Origin of the sequence: Fodinicurvata sp. EGI_FJ10296, assembly GCF_040712075.1 — a bacterium.
In the GTDB taxonomy this organism is placed as follows: Bacteria; Pseudomonadota; Alphaproteobacteria; order DSM-16000; family Inquilinaceae; genus JBFCVL01.
Window position 1 is genome coordinate 193,639 of record NZ_JBFCVL010000001.1, and the last position, 20,246, is coordinate 213,884.

Consider the following 20,246-nt stretch of genomic DNA (forward strand, 5'->3'; position numbering starts at 1 on the left):
CCGGCCGCCAATCCGCCGGACTCCCAATCTCGTGGACATCCGATCCGCCCGCCCGCTGCGGCACTGCCTGGGTGCGGCGCAAAGGATCGGCTTCGTCCATTCGGAACCAGCATGCCCTCACTGACTGCCTATCGCGACCAATGGTTCGGCAATATTCGCGGCGATCTGCTCGCCGGACTCGTCGTTGCCCTTGCCCTCATTCCCGAGGCAATTGCCTTTTCGATCATCGCCGGCGTCGATCCCAAGGTCGGCCTTTACGCGTCGTTCTCGATTTCGGTGCTGATTGCCTTCGTCGGCGGCCGCCCGGGCATGATTTCCGCCGCGACGGCCGCCACTGCCGTCCTGATGGTGACGCTCGTCCGCGATCACGGGCTGGAATATCTGCTGGCCGCGACGGTACTGGCGGGCCTGCTGCAGATGGCGGCCGGTGCCCTGAAGCTTGGCTATGTCATGCGTTTCGTCTCGCGGTCGGTCATGACCGGCTTCGTGAACGCGCTGGCGATCCTGATCTTCATCGCGCAGATCCCCGAACTGGTCGGCGTCCCCTGGCTGACCTATGTCATGGTCGCGGCCGGTCTCGGCATCATCTATCTGTTGCCCTATGTGACCCGCGTGGTCCCCGCACCGCTGGTCTGCATCGTCGTGCTGACTGGTGCGGCGATGCTGTTCGGTTTCGACAATTTGCGAACCGTGGGCGACATGGGCGAACTGCCGTCGACTCTGCCGGTGTTCCTGATACCGCAGATTCCGCTGACCTTCGAAACGCTGATGATCATACTGCCCTATTCCGCCGCCGTCGCGGTGGTGGGGCTGCTGGAATCGCTGATGACGGCACAGATCGTCGACGACCTGACCGACACGCCGTCGAACCGCAATCAGGAATGCGTCGGTCAGGGCATCGCCAACACCGCGACCGGCTTTATCGGCGGCATGGCCGGCTGCGCCATGATCGGCCAGTCGATCATCAACGTGAAATCGGGTGGTCGTGGCCGGCTGTCGTCCTTTGCCGCCGGCGTCTACCTGCTGTTCATGATCCTGGTTCTGGGCGATCTGGTCACGCAGATCCCGATGGCGGCGCTGGTCGCGATCATGATCATGGTGTCGATCGGCACCTTTTCATGGTCATCGATCAAGAACCTCAAGGATCATCCGCGGTCCTCGTCGATCGTGATGCTGGCCACCGTCGTCACGGTGGTGGTCACCCACAACCTGGCGATCGGTGTTCTGACCGGGGTGCTGCTGTCGGGACTGTTCTTCGCCTGGAAGATCGCGCAGCTTTTCCGCATTTCCTCGACCCTGAGTGCTGACGGTCGGCACCGGACCTATACCATCGAGGGCCAGCTGTTCTTCGCCTCGGCTGAAGATTTCATGGCCGGTTTCGATTTCAGGGAATCGCTTGAGAACGTCACCATCGACCTCAGCCGGGCGCATATCTGGGACATTTCCAGTGTCGCTGCCCTGGATATGGCGATCCTGAAATTCAGACGCGATGGGGCCGAGGTCGATATCGTCGGGCTCAACAAGGCCAGCGAGACAATCGTCGACCGGCTTGCTATACACGATCAACCCGGCGCGCTGGAAAAGCTGACGGGCCATTGATGCATAACACGGGCGCGGGCCGGGAGTTTTCCCGCCCGCCGCATCGCCGCCGCGCTGCGATGCCGGGAGGACACGAATGACCGACAAGATTATCGCCCTGGTGGACGGCTCCATCTATTCAAAGAGCGTTTGCGAAAACGCCGCCTGGATCGCCGGGCGCACTGACGCGGCGATCGAGCTGTTTCATGTTCTTGGCCGCCGCGAAGCCGCTGGCGCATCCGACCTTTCCGGGTCGATCGCGTTGGGCGCGCGCACGGCGCTGCTGGAGGAACTGAGTTCGCTTGACGAGCAGCGGGGCAGGCTGGCTCAGAAGCGCGGCCGGGCGATCCTCGACGACGCCGAAGCCCTGCTGAAAAGTTCAGGCATGGAAACAGTCACGACCCGGCTGCGCAACGGTGACCTTCTGGAGACCGTCAGCGAATTCGAGACCGGCGCCGACATGATCGTGATCGGGAAACGCGGCGAGGCCGCCGATTTCGCGAAACTGCATCTGGGCTCCAACCTCGAACGCATCGTCCGGGCCGCGAAAAAGCCGATCTTCGTCGTCGCTCGTGCTTTCCGGCCGATCAAACGGGTGCTGGTCGCGTATGACGGCGGCGTCAGTGCGATGAAGGCGGTTGACCACATTGCCCGCAACCGTCTGTTCAGCGGGCTCGACATCACCGTGCTTTCGGTCGGGCAGGATACGGACGAAGGGCGCAAACGGCTCGAAGACGCACGCCTGACATTGACCGCCGGCGGTCACGAGGCAACGACCGATCTCGTCCCCGGCCAGCCGGAAACCGTGATCTCGAAAAAAGTCGAAAGCGAAGGCTTCGATCTTCTGGTCATGGGGGCTTACGGCCATTCACGCGTCCGCAGCCTGATCATCGGCTCCACCACGACGGAAATGGTCCGCTCCTGCAAGATTCCGATACTGCTGTTCCGATAGGACCGTGCGCCACGCACTCCAAGTGCGACCATGGTAACCAAATAATTAATTGTCCGTTAGGGAATGAAAGGGTAATAGAACCGGCTTTCACACTATTGCCCCCAGGTGTCGTTGATGGCGTCGGATCCTCTGACCGGCACGTATAATTTCCTTCTGGTTTTCATGTCGTTCGCCGTGGCTTGCCTGGCCTCCTATGCCGCGCTGGACATTGCCAACCGCATCCGGGGCAGCGGGGGCGCGCGCAAAGCCGGCTGGATTGCCGCAGCGGCCGCCGCTTTGGGCGGCGGCATCTGGTCGATGCATTTCATCGCCATGCTTGCCTTCGCCCTGCCGGTCGATATTGGCTACGACGTCGGATTGACGCTTCTATCGCTGGTAATCGCGATCGGCGTCACCGGAGTGGCGTTCACACTCATCAGCTATCCAGGCGGCAAGGTGGGGCCGGCACGCATTCTTGGCGCCGGTCTCATCATGGGGGCCGGGATCGCATCGATGCATTATACCGGCATGGAAGCCATGATCCTGCCGGCGCGCCTCGACTACACCCAGGGCCTGTTCATCCTTTCGATCGTCATCGCCATTGCCGCCGCCACAGCCGCACTCTGGATTTCAACCCGTGAAACCGAGTGGCGTGCCCAGCTCGCCGCCTGTTTCGTGATGGGCACAGCGATCGCCGGTATGCACTATACCGGCATGGCGGCGACCTGCATTGAATCGGCGCCTGACCTGACGGGATTTGGCGGCGTCCAGTTTCATCAGGAGAGTCTGGCCGCCATTATTGCGGTGAGCACGATCTTCATTCTGGTTCTGGCGATGGTCTCCGCGGCCGCCGACAGCCGAATCGGGGCGCTGCGCCAACGTGAGGCCGACCTGCTGCGCGACAGCGAGGCCCGGTTCCGCAATCTCGTGCTCAATACCGGCGATCTGATCCTGGTGACTGACACGAAAGGGTTCATTACCTATGCCGCGCCGTCATCGCCGGCAATCGTCGGGCTGACGCCGGAACGGCTGATCGGCTCAAGGATCATCGACCATGTCGACGCCGCGGCCGCCGGGGCTGTCACAGCGGTCCTGACAGGGTTTGCCGAGAGTGAATCCGCCGCCGGAGCGGAACCGATCACGGCTATCTGGCATGGCGAAAGCCACGGCAGCATCATCTTCGACGTCATACTGCGCGACCTTCGCGACGAGCGGTCCGTCGGCGGGATCGTCGTCACGCTCAAGGATATCACGCAGCGCGAGCAGGCTTTCCGAGCCATGCGTGAAGCCCGTGATCTGGCAGACCGCGCGGTGGAGGCGAAAACCAGGCTGATCGGTCTGCTGGGCCACGAACTGAAGACGCCGCTGAACGCCATCATCGGATTTTCCGAATTGTGGGCCGCCGACGTGGCCAGCGGCTCGAAGCAGGCGGAACACGCCGCAATCGTGCGCGATAGCGGCCAACGACTGGACCGTCTGATCAACCAGGTGCTGGAACTGACATCGGTGCAATCGGGATCGGTGACCGTACAATCGCGACGCCTGGATGTGTACGACCTGCTCGCCCGCCGGGTCGCCAGTGCTGCCGCTACGGCCGCGGCGGCCGATGTAACACTTGAACTGGCAGATACCCTCAGGGGCGGGACGGTCGAAGCTGACGACGTTTGCCTCGGCAAGATTCTGGGCACCCTTATCGATAATGCCGTAAAATTCAGCAGCGCCGGCGATGCGGTCAGCATCGACGCGGCCATTTCGGGTGACGGCACCGGATCGGTAATCACGGTCAGCGACCGCGGTCCGGGACTGGATGAAGAAACCTGTGACCAGGCCTTCGAACCGTTTTTCCAATCCGGCAGCATTTATACCCGCAGCCACGATGGTGCCGGTCTCGGCCTGGCGATCGCGAAAGCCTATGCCGATCTCTGCGGTTTCCGCCTCTCGCTGTCGCCACGCCCCGGAGGCGGATTGGCGGCGTCGATCACGGTGCCGGGAGGCGGCACGCCATGCAACGACCAGGCTGTCGTTGCCCAGGCCGCAACCACCGGACAGCCCTTCGGCCGATAGCCTTTACGAACGGGGATTGCGCCCCAGGTTTCGATGGGCCATGGTTCGTGACCGCAATATGGCAGAAATATCGGCATCGGTGACGCGACGCTGCGACAGTTTTTCACCACAATACGAGTGCGCATGACATACGAAAACGCAGTCCCGCCTGAAGGGCAGACCAACCCGATCAAGACCGGATACAGAGTCGGACAAGACAATATCGCCTCTCGATTCGGTCCGATATGGTTCGACATTCATAACCCGGTTTTCGTCATATCCGGCCTTGGCATCATTGCGTTCACCGTCCTGACGATACTTTTTCCGGACCGCGCTTCCGAAACGTTCACCTTGCTCCGTGATACGGTAACATCCCGGTTCGACTGGTTCTTTCTGGCTGCGGGTAATGTTTTCGTTGTCTTCTGCCTCTTCCTGATCGTATCGCCGCTCGGCCGGGTGCGGTTGGGCGGCATTGATGCCAAGCCCGACTATTCCTATCCCGGGTGGTTCGCGATGCTGTTCGCTGCCGGTATGGGCATCGGGCTGATGTTCTATGGCGTTTCGGAACCGCTCGGCCACTTCGCCGCCTCGTTCGCGGATACAGCAGGATCGCCGGAAAGCTGGGCACCGCTTGGCGGCGCACCGGGCGAAGAACTGGCATCGCGGCGTCTGGCCATGGCTGCAACCATCTTCCACTGGGCCCTGCATCCCTGGGCGATCTATGCCGTCGTCGCGCTGGCGCTTGCGCTGTTCAGTTTCAACAAGGGCCTGCCGCTCAGCATCCGGTCGATCTTTTATCCGATCCTGGGCGAGCGGGTCTGGGGCTGGTGGGGCCACGCCATCGATATCCTGGCGGTTTTCGCCACGCTGTTCGGTCTTGCCACGTCGCTTGGCATCGGCGCGGAACAGGCCAATGCCGGCCTTGAATTCCTGTTCGGCCTGCCAGTCACCGATACGTCCAAGGTTCTTCTGATCGTCGGCATCACAGCCGTCGCATTGGTTTCGGTCGTCGCCGGTCTGGACGCCGGGGTCAAGCGGCTGTCGGAAATCAACATGATGCTGGCCGCCGCATTGCTGCTTTTCATCGTCGTGGCCGGACCGACGCTGACGATCCTGACCGGCTTTTTCGGCAATCTCGTTGCCTATGGGCAGTATCTGTTGCCGCTGTCGAACCCGATCGGCCGCGCCGACGACAACTTTCGCCAGGGGTGGACGGCCTTCTACTGGGCGTGGTGGATTTCCTGGTCGCCGTTTGTCGGCATGTTCATCGCCCGCGTGTCGCGCGGGCGCACGGTACGAGAGTTCATAACCTGCGTGCTGATCATTCCGTCGCTTGTCTCGGTATTCTGGATGACCGCGTTCGGCGGCACAGCTGTCACGCAGCTGCTTGTCGACGGTTACCAGGGCGCGACCGGCGCCGCTCTGGAACTGCAGCTTTTCATGGTGTTGCAGGAACTCCCACTGACGGCCATCGCCTCGTTCATCGGCATCGTCCTGGTCATCGTGTTCTTCGTCACGTCGTCGGATTCCGGTTCGCTGGTGATCGACACGATCACCGCCGGCGGCAAGGTCAATGCGCCACTGCCGCAGCGGATTTTCTGGTGCACCTTCGAGGGTCTGGTGGCGATCGCGCTGCTGCTCGGCGGCGGGCTCACGGCACTGCAGGCAATGGCCGTTTCCACCGGCTTGCCGTTCACGGTCGTTCTGCTCGGGGCGTGCTATGCCATCTTCAAGGGTCTGGCCAGCGAACCCCGTTAACGTCCGGGACCCCCCGAAATCCGGCCTTCTTCCAGCGGCGGCGCCCTCGACGGGCGCCGCCGTCTTTCATTCCGCAAGCCTGGAAAGCCGCCGGGATCAGTGCTGGACAGCAATTTCAATACAATGGTAACGTTTACAAAGCCAGAACGTGTAGCAAGCTGCGACTCCTCTAATCGAGAGGGGCGATCACCACCGCGAAGCAGGCCGAATACGCACGCTGGAAAGGCGGCACCGGGCCAGGGGATTCCGTTTCCGTTCGGTGCCGTAATGCGTCCCGATGAATGGACGTCAACAAAGGGAGGACCACGCTGATGACGAGACGCAGTCAGACATCCGCGATTGCATTGGCTATTGCCGGCTTTGCCCTGGCACCGGCGCTTGCAGTCGCACAATCCGAGTTTCCGACGCACACTGTCTACGACGAGCCGCTGTTTCCGGACGTCGACCCCAGCTATCATATGCGCATTGCGTATTTCGATCCGCCCAATCCGTTCGAGGCGAACGAACACGGCCAGTGCATCATCTTCAAGAACACGCTCGAACGGCAGACGCAGGGCGATATCTTCGTCGAATGCTTTCCGTCCGGGGCGCTCGGCAGCGAAACGGAGATGATCGAACAGGCGGATATCGGCGCGATCCAAGGCTTCATGGTCGCCGAAGGCGCCGTACCGGCGTTCTTCCCCGAAGTTCAGGTTCTGGCAGTCCCGTATATTTTCCGCGATCACGCCCACGCCTACCGCGTGCTTGACGGCGAGTTCGGCGACCAGATGAAGGAGGCCATTCTCGACGCGAGCGGCTTCAGGGTTCTGGCATATGGCGAGAATGGCGGATTCCGCAACTTCACGTCGAACGAGCCCATCAATTCGGTCGAGGACATCCAGGGCCAGAGCTTCCGGACCATGGATCATCCGGGCCACATGGCGATCGTGGAGGCACTCGGCGGTTCGGCAACGCCCATCGCGTGGCCTGAGGTCTATACCTCGCTTGAGACCGGCGTGATCACGGGTCAGGAAAACCCGGTTCCGGTCATCAACTCGTCCAACATGTACGAGGTGCAGGACTATCTGATCCTTGACGGACACGTCTACTCCATCGATTTCTTCTTCATGCCGGAAGATTACTTCCAGACGCTGCCCGAGCAATATCAGTCGCTCGTGCTTCAGGCCGGCCAGAAGAGTATGGAAGTGTCCCGCGGCATCAACCGCGTGCTCGAATGGGAAGCCCTCGCCCGCTGGGAAGAAGACGGCTCGTTCGAGGAGATCATCGTTCCCTCGCCCGAAATGAAGGACGAGTTCGCCGAACTCACCCAGGGGCCGTTCCTGGAATGGTACCACGCGGAGGTCGATCCCGAGGGCGTCTGGTCCGACCGGCTGATGGAGGCCGTCGAAGAGGCGGAAGACTACTTTGCCGGCGATCGCGGCTTCTGATCAGTCGGTCGATGAACCGATGTCGGCCGGGACACCGTCCCGGCCGATGGTCGCAAGACCATCCGACGCTGAAAAAGGATCGATCCGACCGTGTTTACACGCCTCGTCGACTGGTATTGCGAGTTCAGCCGCCTGACCGACAAGGTCGCTGCAGGCTTCACAGTAGTTCTGGTCACCCTGTTCACGCTCGTCGTGCTGCTCCAGATATTCATGCGCTATGTGCTGTCTAACGCGCTGCCCTGGCCGGAGGAATTCGCGCGCTACGCTCTGGTCTGGGTCACGTTTATCGCCGGAAGCTGCGCGTTGCGGCGCGGCGATCATGTCGGTATCGACTTCTTCGTCGAAATGCTGCCCAGCCTGCGCCTGCGCGCCCTCATCAAGCTGATCATCGTCGGCATTCTCACCTTCCTTTTCATCACGATGATCTATTACGGCGTGGACCTCGCCAGCCGCGCATCCGGGCGAACAACGCCGGGAATGGGCATCAGCCAGGGCTGGTTCCATACAGGACTGATCATCGGCGTGTGCTTCATGGTCGTCCAATCGATCGAGCACGGCCTCAGGGCAGCGCTGGCGCTGGTCGATCCCGACGCATCGGCCGCCCGCGCCGAGGCGATAACCTCGTCGGATCCGGTTTGATCCACCAAACCTGAAACAAGGATGCGTGCCCCATGCTGTCACTGGCGATGGTCCTGCTCGTTCTGCTCGTGATTGGAACGCCGGTGGCGTTCGCCATGGCACTGGCCGGACTCTGGGGCCTCCACGCCCAGGATTTCCCCTGGAGCGTCCTGGTCAACCGAATGGCCGCCGGGCCCGACAACTTCGTCCTGCTGGCGATACCGTTCTTCATGATGGCCGGGGAGTTGATGAACCGCTCGGGCATGACCGAGCAACTGGTCCGGCTTTCAACAGCGACAATCGGCCGGGCACGGGGTGGTCTGGGCCATGCCAATGTCCTGGCCAGCATTCTGTTCGCCGGCAAATCAGGCTCGGCCGTCGGCGACGTCGCGGCGCTGGGGTCGATCTTCGTGCCGGCGATGGAAAAGGAAGGCTATGACCGCCGGTTCGCAACGGCGGTGACGGCCGCATCGTCGCTCATCGGCCCGATCATACCGCCCAGCATCATCCTGGTCATCTACGGGTCCGTGGCCCAGGTTTCGATCGGCGGCCTGTTTGCGGCCGGCATCATTCCGGGCCTGTTGCTGGCCGTGTCATGCTTCGTCATCGTTCATCTGATCTCGTACAAGCGCCAGTATCCCAAGCGCGATCACCGTATCAGCCCGAAAGAATACCTGAAGATCTTCGGCAATGCCCTGCCGGCCCTGTTCCTGCCCGTCATCCTGCTGGGCGGCATTTTTTCAGGCGTCTTCACCGCGACCGAAGCCGCCGCCGTCGCCGTCGCCTATGCGTTTCTGGTGTCGTTCGTTTACTACCGCAAACTGAAGCTGAGCGACCTGCCCGAAATCTTTCTGGTCGCCGGTATCCGCTCCGCCGTGGTGCTGATGATCATCGCCGCCGCGGCGCTGCTCGGCTGGCTGTTCTCGACGCTGGGCGTGCCGCGCATGCTGACCAACCTGCTGTTCGGGATGGTCGGCGATCCGACCATGGCCATGATTGTGGTGGTCGGCATGCTGCTCGTCGTCGGAACAATACTTGAACCCGGCGCTGCGGTCATCCTGTTGGCGCCGATCCTGGCGCCGTCCCTGCACCAGATGGGATTCGATCCGTTCCAGGTCGCCATCATCCTGGTCATGACGCTGAATATCGGCCTGTGCACCCCGCCGGTCGGGGCAGTGCTGTTTACCGCCCAGTCAGTCTCCGGCGTGCGCATGGAGGAGATTCTCAAGGATATCTGGCCATTCCTGCTGGCGCAGGTGGTGGTCGTGGTCGGCCTTATCTTCTTCCCGGGACTGGTGATGTGGTTGCCCAACCTGGTCGGGTTCTCGTCGTGAGACGCGCCGAAGCGGACCAACAACGTCCCGGTCAAATTGGTCCATCCAATACTCAATAGCGCCGGTGCGCTCTCTTGATGACTCCTGTCGGCCTGCCCGTTGTCGGATCGGTTCCGACGAGGAGGCGCATCCCCGGCTTCCGCAGATCCCCAATTGCTTCAGACAAAGGCGTCGGCCCAGGCAGCGGTTTCCAGGAGCGATCAGGAGTCAGATGATCTATCAGGTTCTGGACGGACCAATCGGACAGGTCTACAAGACCGCCAGCTTCTTGTGACCTGTTACAAATAAAATCAGCGACATCTTCTTTAGTGAACGCAGCAGCAGGAGTATCATCAGCGCCCAGACAAACGATTGCCGCCGCACTCCTGCCAGTCGAATCAAAGACCCTCGCCAAGTTCATGTCGGGGCAGACGGCTCGGAAGTTCTTGTCCAGCCGTGACGCCAAATCCTGAATTGACCTGCCTTGGGGCGTCGGTCGCGTGCGGATTATCTTGTCGGCGGTCGCGTGATGCCGCATCCATTGCGCTGTGGTCTGGCACCGGAGATCGATCAGTTTTGCGATTGCCGACAGCATATCAGGGGGATTTTCCGACAGAATCGGCTCATGATGGGCCACGCGGTTTCGGAACCTATTGATCTTGCACACCAATTTTTGAATGTTATCACGTCCTTCCCCCCTCTGAAGATTCGGGAAAGCGATGTTTATCTTTGTGCGCCAGACAGATGCATATTCTCTTCGAAAAATGTTCGACCAGAAATCAAAATTTAGTTCGGCAACGAGTTTGTTTTTATCAGACTGCTCTCCCGCACGAACGATGGCCTTTTGTAACGCCTCATTGCTTCGACTACTAAATGTCTTGTCGATGAAATCGCGGTCCTTATGCCAATCAGACGTTCCGGCAATTCTTGCCAGCGTTTGATCCACCGCATTGCGAAAAACGATCTCAACCACATTTAGAGGAAAAAGAAACGATTTAGCCAACCTTGAATTGAACAGGTAGAGTTCAATGGCATGGCTTTCGTCTCCGCCTGCGCGGTCAAGATAGGCAATGAATCGCGGCTCAGAGAGACCCGCACGGATCGCAGCGCGACTCTCCACGTCATAGGGAAAGGGCACTTGACTTTCTGCCATATAATCCATAATCCTGTTGACAGAGCAGCCGATGCGGCCCCACTGGCCCTCAAGCCACTCCGGCTTGCGTGCTATGCGCCCTCGGCACCCTAATAGAGCACCGGGTCAGGCAATGCCTCACCCGGTGTTTCTCTTTACAACCAAAAACATATCTGCGCAATGCGCCCACCCATTAAACGGGTGAGACCGGCCGTGCCTATCGCCCGCCACACTTCCAATCCTGGCGCATCCGAGTGTACTCTGCGGCAACCAGCAGAAACCGTGGGAACCTCGCCGATGACCGAGAAAAAAATCGCCCCCGAACAAACCGCAGCAGAAGGCATGGATCGAGGGCTGACCAGCTATGGCGACGCCGCCTTCTCGCGTTTCCTGCGCAATGTGTTCCTGAAATCGGCCGGTCACAGCGATTTTGGCACCCAGCGCCCGGTGATCGGCATCGTCGACACCGGCAGCGACTATAATCCGTGCCACCGGACCGTTCCGGATCTGATCGAGGCAATAAAGCGCGGCGTCATGCTGGCCGGCGGCGTGCCCTTCACCTTTCCGGTAATCTCGCTGCACGAAAGCTTCGCCCATCCGACCAGCATGTATCTGCGCAACCTGATGGCCATGACGGTCGAGGAGATGATCCGCGCCCAGCCGATGGATGCCGTGGTGCTGATCGGTGGCTGCGACAAGACCGTGCCGGCCCTGCTGATGGGCGCATTCAGCGCCGACACGCCGGCCATTCTGGAGGTGACCGGCCCGATGCTGGCCGGCAGCCATCGCGGCAACCGTGTCGGAGCCTGTACCGACTGCCGCCGTTACTGGGCGGAGTATCGCGGGGGCCGCGTCGACGCCGAGGAAATCACCGAGATCGAAGCCAATCTGGCGCCCAGTGCGGGCACCTGCATGGTCATGGGCACGGCCAGCACCATGGCCTGCATGGCCGAATCCATGGGCATGATGCTGCCGGGCGGTGCGGCGATTCCGGCCGTTTATTCCGACCGTATCCGCCATGCCGAGGCGACCGGCGCCCGCGCCGTCGCGCTGGCTACGGAGAAGGTCAAGCCGTCCGATATCGTCGACCGGCGCGGGATCGAGAATGCCCTGCGCGCGTTGCTGGCAATCGGCGGATCGACCAACGGGCTGGTTCATCTGGCGGCCATGGTCGGACGCCTCGGCTATCGCCTCGACCTCGACGCGCTGGACGGGTTCAGCGCCGAGACGCCGGTCGTGGTCGACCTGAAGCCGTCGGGCAAGGATTTCATGGAGGACCTGTACCGCGCCGGCGGCATGACGCGGGTGCTTAAGGAACTGTTGGGCTCGCTGCATCTCGACGCGCCGACCGTGGCCGGCATGACCCTGGGCGAAGTGCTGGAGGCGGTGCCCTCGGGCTGGCCGCAGGATGTCGTCCGGCCGATCGACGACCCGCTGTTCGCCGGCGCGTCGCTGGTGGTGCTGACCGGATCGCTGGCGCCGAACGGGGCGCTGATAAAGCAATCCGCCGCCGATCCGAAACTGCTGGAACACACCGGCCGCGCGATCGTGTTCGACGGGCTGGAAGACATGGCCACGCGCATCGACGATCCGGCAGTCGGCGCGCGGGCTGAGGATATCCTGATCCTGCGCAATGCCGGCCCGATCGGCGCGCCCGGCATGCCCGAAGCGGGCTATATTCCTATTCCCCGCTATCTGGCCGAACAGGGCGTCAAGGACATGGTGCGGATTTCCGATGCCCGGATGAGCGGTACGGCCTTCGGCTCGATCGTGCTGCATGTCTCGCCCGAAGCCGCCATCGGCGGGCCGCTGGGACTGGTCGAGACGGGCGACACTATCCGGCTCAGCGTCAAGGACCGGGTTCTGGACCTCGATGTCGATACGGCAACGCTGGACGCCCGTGCAGCTCGCAAGCCCAAGGCGCCGACCCTGGCCGAACAGTCATCGGAACGCGGCTACCGCAAGCTGTTCCTCGACACCGTGCAGCAGGTCGAACACGGCTGCGATTTCGACTTCATGCGCCCGGAAATCACCAAGTCCGTGCCGGGATAGGCGGGCGGCAGCCGAAGACTCGAACCGGGCTCCGCCTGATCCGGGGCGTCTGATCAAGTCGGGGGCGGTCAGGTGCGTGTGATGGACCCCGTATGGCGATCGTTCGCGCCGCCACCCCTTGATCGTCCCCGCCTTGAGCGGGGACCTCGCTCAGCAACTTCCCGCGGCGAAAACGCGAGCTGGGCTCTCCCTTGATCCGGGTCTCAGATCAAGTCAGCGGTGTCCGGCTGGGGTGATCAGCGACTTGCCTTGCCCCTACATTTCAATTATTCTAGAAATATGGAGAAATCAGATGCCATCGCTGGGCTCGCCGCCCTGGCTCATGAAACACGGCTCGATGTCTTTCGGCTGCTGGTGCAAGCCGGAAGCGGGGGGCTTGCGGTCGGACGCATCGGCGCCACGCTCGGCCTCGCCTCGCCGACATTGTCGTTTCATCTCACCCAGCTGAAACATGCCGGCCTGATCGATTGCCGTCGCGAGGGGCGGAGCCTGATCTACACCGCCGACTTCAGCGCCATGACCGCTTTGCTGGACTACCTGACCGAGAATTGCTGCGCCGGTGACGGGACCGACGGCGATTGCGGACTGATGGCCGACGCCTGCCGCCCCGAACACCCGTCTCCCGACATCAAGGATTAGGCCACGATGACCACCCCCGCCGACAAATCCGCCATCGACGTCGTCATCTATCACAACCCCGATTGCGGCACGTCACGCAACACGCTGCAATACCTCCGCGATGCGGGCATCGAGCCCCATGTCGTGGAGTACCTGAAGACTCCACCGGCGCGGGCCAAGCTGACCGAATTGATCGACCGCATGGGCATGACGCCGCGCGATCTGCTGCGCCGCAAGGGCACGCCCCATGACGAACTCGGCCTCGACGATCCGGCGCTGACCGACGAGGCGCTGATCGACGCGATGATGGACCATCCGATCCTGATCAACCGGCCGATCGTGGTTACGCCGTGGGGGGTGAAGCTGACGCGCCCGTCGGAAACAGTGCTGGCACTGTTGGCCGACGGCGGCATCGCCGTCCCCGCCGCCAGGGATCAGAACGCTTCGTAAATGCACGGCACACAACGGTAACGACCCATGGATGACACGCTTCACGACCTGCCGAACATCGCCCCGGACCAGCTTCGGCCGATCGATGGTGCCGGACTGGCCGGACCGAACGCCCCGGACCATCCGCCGCGCATTCTGATACTGCACGGCTCACTGCGCGCGCGATCCTATTCGCGTCTGGCGTCGGAGGAAGCGGGGCGGCTGCTGCGCTGGTTCGGATGCGAGACGCGTCATTTCGATCCCAGCGGCCTGCCCCTGCCCGATGATGCGCCCGCCGATCACCCCAAAGTGGCCGAACTGCGCGAACTGGCGCAGTGGGCCGAGGGCATGGTCTGGTGTTCTCCGGAACGCCACGGCGCCATGACCGGCATCATGAAAGCCCAGATCGACTGGATTCCGCTGGCGCTGGGCGCGGTCCGCCCAACCCAGGGCAAGACGCTGGCGGTGATGCAGGTGAATGGCGGGTCGCAAAGCTTCAACGCCGTCAACCAGATGCGCATTCTGGGCCGATGGATGCGCATGGTCACCATTCCCAACCAGTCCTCCGTGCCCAAGGCGTTCAACGAGTTCGACGAACAGGGCCGCATGAAACCGTCGGCCTATTACAACCGGATCGTCGACGTGATGGAGGAACTGGTGAAGTTCACCTGGCTCGTCCGGGGGCGATCGGCCTATTTGACCGACCGCTACTCCGAACGCGTCGAATCCGCCGAACAGCTATCGAAGCGGGTCAATCAACCGGCGGTTTGATGTCCCCCCATCCTCGGCTGCCGGCCGATGACCGGGTATTTCGGATCGGTGAAGCCGGGCGTGGAGGCATGGCCAGCCGGGACGAGGCTGTCGATCAGGGCTTCATCCTCGGCGGTGAAATCGCCATCCAGCGCGTCGAGATAGCTTTGCCAGTGGGCCAGGGTTCGGGGGCCGGCGATGATGCTGTGGATGTTCCCGCTGTTCAGTGCCCAGCGGATGGCAAAGCTTGTCGGCGTCATGCCGCGCTTTTCCGCATGGGCCGCGATGGTCTGCGCCATCTGCAATGAGTCCTCCCTGAACTCGTGTTCCATCATGCGTTTGTCGCCGCGTCCGGCGCGGGTGTCGGGATCGGGTTGCTCGCCGGGCTGATATTTGCCGGTCAGCACGCCGCGCGCCAGCGGCGAATACGGCGCAATGCCGATGCCGTGATGCTGGCAGGCCGGGAACAACTCGGCCTCAGCCCCCCGGTTCAGCGCATTGTAGTGCGGCTGACACACGATCGGCCGCGGGACGCCCTGCATATCCGCCAGCCGCACGAGTTCACACGCCTGCCAGGCCCGGAAATTCGAAAAGCCCCAATAGCGGATCCGGCCGCGCCTGACCTCCTCGCCCATGGTAGAGACGATTTCCTCCAGCGGCGTCACGCCGTCATGGCGGTGCAGATACCAGATGTCGAGATAGTCGGTCCCGAGCCGGGAAAGGCTGCCCTCCAGCGCGCGCAACAGCCATTTGCGGCTCACACCGCCGCCCGCCGGCATTTCCGGCAGCGGGTTGCCGGCTTTGGTCGCCAGAATCCAGGCGTCGCGGTCATGGGCGATCAGACGGCCGACGATCCGCTCGGATTCGCCGCCAGTATAGGAATTTGCCGTATCGATGAAGTTGACCCCGGCCCCTCGCGCGGAGTCCACGATCGCGGCGGCCTCGTCGTCGGCCGTCGGCCCGCCGAACATCATCGTTCCCAGGCACAGTGTGGAAACGCGCAACCCGCTGCGCCCAAGCGTACGATATTCCATGGAATTTCCCCTGATTGCCCGGAGGCGCCCGCTCCCGTTGACCGGCGTTTACTGTCTTACCAAAATTTCCCATACTTCGATAGCAACCGAACCTCTGCCGAGGACAATAACAGCGGGAAGGAACGCCGATGGACATCATCCGAACGATCGAACGGCCCTCACCCGAATTGATCCGGCAATTCGCCGATTTCGACCCGGCCACCGTATACGAGGCCCAGGGCCAGTCCGGCATGGTCGATCCGGCCATCAAGCCGGTGTGGCAGGGAGCCACGGTTCTGGGGCCGGCGCTGACCGTCCGTGGGCCGCCGGGCGACAATCTGATGCTGCACAAGGCGGTTGAAGTCGCCCAGCCCGGCGACATCATCGTTGCCGATCTCGGCGGCTATCAAGGCAAGGGCGCGTGGGGCGAGGTCCTGGCCGCCGCCGCCCAGGCACGCGGTGTGGCAGGCCTGGTCGTCGACCACGCCATCCGCGACGTATCGGCATTACGCACGCTCGGCTTTCCGGGTTTCGCCCGGGGGCTGTCGATCGGCGCCTGCTCCAAGCGCAATCCCGGCCTGATCAATCATCCAATCATCATCGGCGGCCAACCGGTCAATCCCGGCGACATCGTGGTCGGCGACGATGACGGCGTGGCCATCGTGCCCCGGGAACACGCCGGAACCGTTCTTGAAGCCGCCCGCGCCCGCGCGAAAAAGGAAGACGAGATCATGGCCGCACTCAAATCCGGCCGGACGACCCTGGATCTGCTGGGCCTGCACGCCGTGATCAGCGCCACCGGCATGACCGAGGAGCAATAGCGCCATGGCCGAAGCGACCGGAAGCCCGCCCCAAGCGCCGCCCCGGTTCGACCGTGCGGCGCTGTCGGATTTCGCCGCCGCTGCGTTCGGCCGCTATGGCGTGCCGGACGATCAGGCCCGGATCGTCGCCGACGGCCTCGTCTTCGCCGATGCGCGCGGCATCGGCTCGCACGGCATCGTGCGGTTGCCGGTGTATGCCAGCCGGCTTGAGGCGGGCGTGGTCGCCGCCGACCCGGCGACCTCGGTGACGAAGGTCGCCTCCGGCGCGCTGTCGGTCGATGGCGGCAATGGTCTTGGCCTCGCCGTCGGAACACGAGCGGCCGACGAAGCCGTTGCCCTGGCCGGGGAAACCGGGATCGCATTGGCAGCCGTCAGGAACAGCAATCACTACGGCGCCGCCGGATTCTATGCTGAACGGGCGGTGGCGCACGACACGATCCTGATCACGGCGTCCAACGCGCCGCCCAACATGGCGCCCTGGGGCGGGAAGACGCGATTCCTGGGCACCAACCCGCTCAGCGTCGGCGTGCCGGCCGGCACCGAGCCGCCGGTGATCATCGATATGGCGACCAGCGTCGTGGCGCGTGGCAAGATTATTCTGGCCGATCACGAGGGGCGATCGATCCCCGAAGGCTGGGCCATAGACCCCGACGGTCGTCCGACGACCGATGCCCGCGCCGCGCTGGAGGGCGCCGTGCTGCCCTTTGGCGGCGCCAAGGGGTCGGCGATTTCGTTCCTGCTCGACATCCTTTGCGGCGTACTGTCGGGCGCGGCCTATGGCCATCACCTGCGCACGCTGGAGGACCTGTCGACGCAGCAGGATGTCGGCCATGTGTTCATCGCCATCCGCCCGGACGTCTTCATGCCGATGGCCGCGTTTCGACAACGCATGGACGACATCATCGGGATGCTGCGGGGCGTGCCGCCGGCGCCCGGCACCGACGCGGTGCTCTGCCCCGGCGATGTCGAACGCGCCCGCGAACGGGAAAGCGCAGAAACAGGCATTGCACTGTCGCCCGACGTCGTCGCCCAGCTCGAAACGCTGGGCCACCAGCTGGGCCTCGCGGTGCCGGCGCCCCGGCGGCACTAATGCCGGTGCGAACGGTCAGGCGCGTCGGCGCCGCCGATCGCGAGGCGTGGTGCCGAAACGCTCGCCGAAGCGGCGATAGAAGGTCGATACGTCGTTGAATCCCGAGCGGAACGCGATCTCGGTGATCGAGACCTCGTCAAAGGCGGGATCGTCCAGCATGCGCACACATTGTTGCAGCCGGTGCCGGGCGACATGATCGTGGAAACTGATCGAGACATCGGCCAGGACCGCATGCAGCCACCGGCGCGAGATGCCCAGGTCCGCAGCAGCGCGGCCGGCGGTCAGCGTCGGATCGAACAGATGTGTGTCGATATAGGCAAGGATCCGATGGCGGTGGCGCACCGCGTTGTTCTGCCTGGCTGTCGCCCGGTCGTGCTCAGCACCCGGTCCCGCACCCGCACCGACGGCCAGTCCGACAAGGCTGCAAAGATGGGTCAGCAGCGCATTGCGGGTCGGCGGCTCGAAATGCCGGCTGTTGTCCGCCGTCTGGCGGGCATAGCGGCTGAGCAGGTTGTTGATCCCCCCGGACCGGCCCAGATGATACGCTGGCTGGCGCGGACCATGCGGCAGAAACGGGACCAGGCGGCCTTGCGGCAGACTCCACCTCAGGACGGTTGCGCCGGTCGGATGCGTGACGTCGCACCGTGACCAGCCGTCGAGCAGCACGACATCGCCGGCGCATTGGTCAAAGGCGTAACCGTCGCCCCGATACTGCCCATCACCGGCAAGATGCAGCACCAGATGGAACGGCTGCCCCGCTGCCGGCATCGCTTCCCGGATGATCCGGACTGGCGGCACCGTGACGCGCGCCCAATGGGCGTCAGCGAATGACCGGCTTTTCAGGCGGGTGGCAACTTGCGCCTGCGGCTCATCCGACAGCCAGTGAAAACCCTTGTCCGGAAACGCCGCGACGGGAACGGCAACGCTTTGACCGGGCCAGCTTTCGCGCGTCGTCAGACTGCCCATGGCCGGGGCCTCCCTCGGATAGCCGGCCCGACATTGTGTGCGCATATTGCCGAAGCCGACTGCACAGAACGCCAATACACCATGATGACCGCAGCCTACAATACCACTTTAGGCTTGCATGGGAGGACCATGCCGGCCGCTGCGAAGCCAGCGCCATGCAAGAGTGGGCCATTCCCGGCGCGGCCACCGTCAGAACAGCATCGACACGGCCATGGGAGGCAGTGATGACCGAGGCATCGGTTGGCACCGAACGCAATGAATACGTGGATTTCTGGAACGAGATCCTGGTGCCCAAATTCGTTCAGTGGAAGCACATTCTGGTCGGCGGACTCACCCATCACAGCGAGCAGGTCTTTCCCAAACTGCCGGTAAGCCGGGGCGACCGGGTGGTCGATGTCGGCTGCGGCTTCGGCGACACGGCAATCGAACTCGCCCGCCGGGTCGGGCCGGACGGATCGGTGCTGGGGATCGACTGCTGCGACGCGTTTCTGGAATTCGGCCGGGCCGACGCCGAAGCGGCCGGGATCGACAATGTCCGTTTTGTCGACGCCGACGTGCAGACCTATCCGTTTGCGCCGGAGCACGATTTCTGTTTTTCCCGATTCGGCACCCAGTTCTTCGAAAACCCGGTCGCGGCGCTGCGCAACATGCGCACCAGCCTGAAGCCCGGCGGCATGATGACGATGATCGTCTGGCGGACGATCGACGACAATCCCTGGCTCGGCCTGCCAAAATCGATCGTCATGAACTATCTGCCGCCACCGGGCGAGGACGCCCGCACCTGCGGCCCCGGCCCGTTCTCGATGGCGGATTCCGATATGGTGGCAAAACAGTTGGAGATCGCGGGATACACCGATGTCGCGTTCGAGCGCATCGACGCGCCACTCATGGTCGGACGGACACCGGACGAAGCCGTCGCGTTCCAGCTGGCCGCCGGTCCGGCCGGCGAAGTCTATCGCGAGGCCGGCGACATCGCAGCCCGGCGCCACGACGAGATCGCCGCCGCGCTGAAAGCCGAACTGGCGCGACATGAAACGCCCGAGGGCATCGTTCTCGGCTCCAGTTCGTGGATGGTCAGCGCCCGCAATCCGGCATGACTGGAAGAACCGGCCTATTGGATCCGCGGGCGCTGACCGGAAGCGGATATCACGTCCGCGGATCGTCTTCGTCGTTGATATAGTCGATCCCCCACGGACCGGTGCCATGCAACTGGATGACCGTATCGACTTCGGTATAGCCGAACATCGGCTCACCCGGCGCCATGATCGCCACGCCGCCCTGCGGCAGTTCTTGCGCGCGCTCGCGGTCAAACGTATCCCCATGCGCGAAGTGAAGACTGCCGGAGATGACGGTCACCCGTTCGTAGGCCGGATGGATGTGCGGATCTATCTCGTACCCGGCCGGCAGGTTCAGGCGGAACGTGAACGGCTCCTCCGCGCCCAGGTCGCCTTCGATCACGGCAATCTCGGCTGGCGGCGCCATGGAGGCGACGTCGGACCATTCCAGTTCCGCCGGGTCGAGCAGCAGATGCCCCTCGCCCTGGTATGGCAACTCGGACGATCCGGCGAATGCCGCGCTCGATGCGATCAGGAGGGCCGCAGAGCAGGACGCTGTTACTGATTTCAACATCGGTTCTCTCCTCACTGGGAATAATCCTGAAGTAATCAACACGGCCATTTTTTATCAGACCGCGTATCCGCAGGACGC

Annotated in this window: 18 protein-coding genes and 1 other annotated feature (1 of these 19 running past the window's edge); of the genes, 14 read left to right on the forward strand and 4 right to left on the reverse strand. The window is 63.0% G+C overall.

The window, feature by feature from the left end; all coding sequences use genetic code 11:
• Positions 1-25, forward strand: a sequence feature (sul1 is cis-regulatory element that is thought to sense ions involved in sulfur or methionine metabolism; They are found in Alphaproteobacteria); it begins 31 nt to the left of the window's first position.
• Between the two features lie 86 nt (positions 26-111).
• From ABZ728_RS00860 to ABZ728_RS00890, 7 genes are all read left to right on the forward strand, one after another.
• Positions 112-1,599, forward strand: a complete 1,488-nt coding sequence (locus tag ABZ728_RS00860) for a SulP family inorganic anion transporter (RefSeq protein ID WP_366653671.1) — start codon at positions 112-114, stop codon at positions 1,597-1,599.
• A gap of 76 nt (positions 1,600-1,675) precedes the next feature.
• A complete protein-coding gene (locus tag ABZ728_RS00865; protein WP_366653672.1) occupies positions 1,676-2,530 on the forward strand; it encodes a universal stress protein in 855 nt (284 codons plus the stop codon).
• Between the two features lie 114 nt (positions 2,531-2,644).
• Positions 2,645-4,573 (forward strand): MHYT domain-containing protein, encoded by a 1,929-nt coding sequence (locus tag ABZ728_RS00870; RefSeq protein ID WP_366653673.1) that lies wholly within the window; start codon positions 2,645-2,647, stop codon positions 4,571-4,573.
• Positions 4,574-4,696: 123 nt separating this feature from the next.
• Positions 4,697-6,310, forward strand: coding sequence for a BCCT family transporter (locus ABZ728_RS00875; RefSeq protein WP_366653674.1), 1,614 nt, complete (start codon positions 4,697-4,699; stop codon positions 6,308-6,310).
• 311 nt (positions 6,311-6,621) lie between these two features.
• The gene (locus ABZ728_RS00880) at positions 6,622-7,737 is read left to right on the forward strand and encodes a DctP family TRAP transporter solute-binding subunit (protein ID WP_366653675.1); all 1,116 of its coding nucleotides are present in this window, start codon (positions 6,622-6,624) and stop codon (positions 7,735-7,737) included.
• Between the two features lie 90 nt (positions 7,738-7,827).
• Positions 7,828-8,376, forward strand: coding sequence for a TRAP transporter small permease (locus ABZ728_RS00885; RefSeq protein ID WP_366653676.1), 549 nt, complete (start codon positions 7,828-7,830; stop codon positions 8,374-8,376).
• Between the two features lie 32 nt (positions 8,377-8,408).
• A complete protein-coding gene (locus tag ABZ728_RS00890; protein ID WP_366653677.1) occupies positions 8,409-9,689 on the forward strand; it encodes a TRAP transporter large permease in 1,281 nt (426 codons plus the stop codon).
• 52 nt (positions 9,690-9,741) lie between these two features.
• On the opposite strand, the gene ABZ728_RS00895 is transcribed toward ABZ728_RS00890, so the two are convergent.
• Positions 9,742-10,821: an Abi family protein gene (locus tag ABZ728_RS00895; RefSeq protein WP_366653678.1), complete on the reverse strand. Its 1,080-nt coding sequence runs from the start codon at positions 10,819-10,821 to the stop codon at positions 9,742-9,744.
• 276 nt (positions 10,822-11,097) lie between these two features.
• Between ABZ728_RS00895 and ABZ728_RS00900 the strand changes: the two genes are divergently transcribed.
• From ABZ728_RS00900 to arsH, 4 genes are all read left to right on the forward strand, one after another.
• On the forward strand, positions 11,098-12,852 hold the full coding sequence (locus tag ABZ728_RS00900; RefSeq protein ID WP_366653679.1) for a dihydroxy-acid dehydratase: 1,755 nt from the start codon (positions 11,098-11,100) through the stop codon (positions 12,850-12,852).
• 279 nt (positions 12,853-13,131) lie between these two features.
• Positions 13,132-13,491: a metalloregulator ArsR/SmtB family transcription factor gene (locus ABZ728_RS00905; RefSeq protein ID WP_366653681.1), complete on the forward strand. Its 360-nt coding sequence runs from the start codon at positions 13,132-13,134 to the stop codon at positions 13,489-13,491.
• Positions 13,492-13,524: 33 nt separating this feature from the next.
• Positions 13,525-13,920 (forward strand): arsenate reductase (glutaredoxin), encoded by a 396-nt coding sequence (gene arsC, locus ABZ728_RS00910; RefSeq protein ID WP_366654335.1) that lies wholly within the window; start codon positions 13,525-13,527, stop codon positions 13,918-13,920.
• A 27-nt stretch (positions 13,921-13,947) separates the two neighbouring features.
• Positions 13,948-14,670: an arsenical resistance protein ArsH gene (gene arsH / locus ABZ728_RS00915; protein ID WP_366653682.1), complete on the forward strand. Its 723-nt coding sequence runs from the start codon at positions 13,948-13,950 to the stop codon at positions 14,668-14,670.
• On the opposite strand, the gene ABZ728_RS00920 is transcribed toward arsH, so the two are convergent.
• Complete coding sequence (locus ABZ728_RS00920) at positions 14,655-15,683, reverse strand: aldo/keto reductase (RefSeq protein WP_366653683.1); 1,029 nt, start codon at positions 15,681-15,683, stop codon at positions 14,655-14,657. The two genes, arsH and ABZ728_RS00920, sit on opposite strands and share 16 nt — an antisense overlap.
• Before the next feature lie 128 nt (positions 15,684-15,811).
• On the opposite strand from ABZ728_RS00920, the gene ABZ728_RS00925 reads away from it, so the two are divergent.
• Together ABZ728_RS00925 and ABZ728_RS00930 are read left to right on the forward strand one after the other, a co-directional pair.
• The gene (locus tag ABZ728_RS00925; protein ID WP_366653684.1) at positions 15,812-16,483 is read left to right on the forward strand and encodes a 4-carboxy-4-hydroxy-2-oxoadipate aldolase/oxaloacetate decarboxylase; all 672 of its coding nucleotides are present in this window, start codon (positions 15,812-15,814) and stop codon (positions 16,481-16,483) included.
• A 4-nt stretch (positions 16,484-16,487) separates the two neighbouring features.
• Positions 16,488-17,573 (forward strand): Ldh family oxidoreductase, encoded by a 1,086-nt coding sequence (locus ABZ728_RS00930; protein WP_366653686.1) that lies wholly within the window; start codon positions 16,488-16,490, stop codon positions 17,571-17,573.
• Positions 17,574-17,588: 15 nt separating this feature from the next.
• On the opposite strand, the gene ABZ728_RS00935 is transcribed toward ABZ728_RS00930, so the two are convergent.
• Complete coding sequence (locus ABZ728_RS00935) at positions 17,589-18,539, reverse strand: helix-turn-helix domain-containing protein (protein ID WP_366653688.1); 951 nt, start codon at positions 18,537-18,539, stop codon at positions 17,589-17,591.
• 224 nt (positions 18,540-18,763) lie between these two features.
• On the opposite strand from ABZ728_RS00935, the gene ABZ728_RS00940 reads away from it, so the two are divergent.
• The gene (locus ABZ728_RS00940) at positions 18,764-19,636 is read left to right on the forward strand and encodes a class I SAM-dependent methyltransferase (protein ID WP_366653690.1); all 873 of its coding nucleotides are present in this window, start codon (positions 18,764-18,766) and stop codon (positions 19,634-19,636) included.
• Positions 19,637-19,685: 49 nt separating this feature from the next.
• On the opposite strand, the gene ABZ728_RS00945 is transcribed toward ABZ728_RS00940, so the two are convergent.
• Entirely contained in the window at positions 19,686-20,168 is a 483-nt protein-coding gene (locus ABZ728_RS00945) for a cupin domain-containing protein (RefSeq protein WP_366653691.1), read from the reverse strand.
• Positions 20,169-20,246 lie beyond the last annotated feature (78 nt).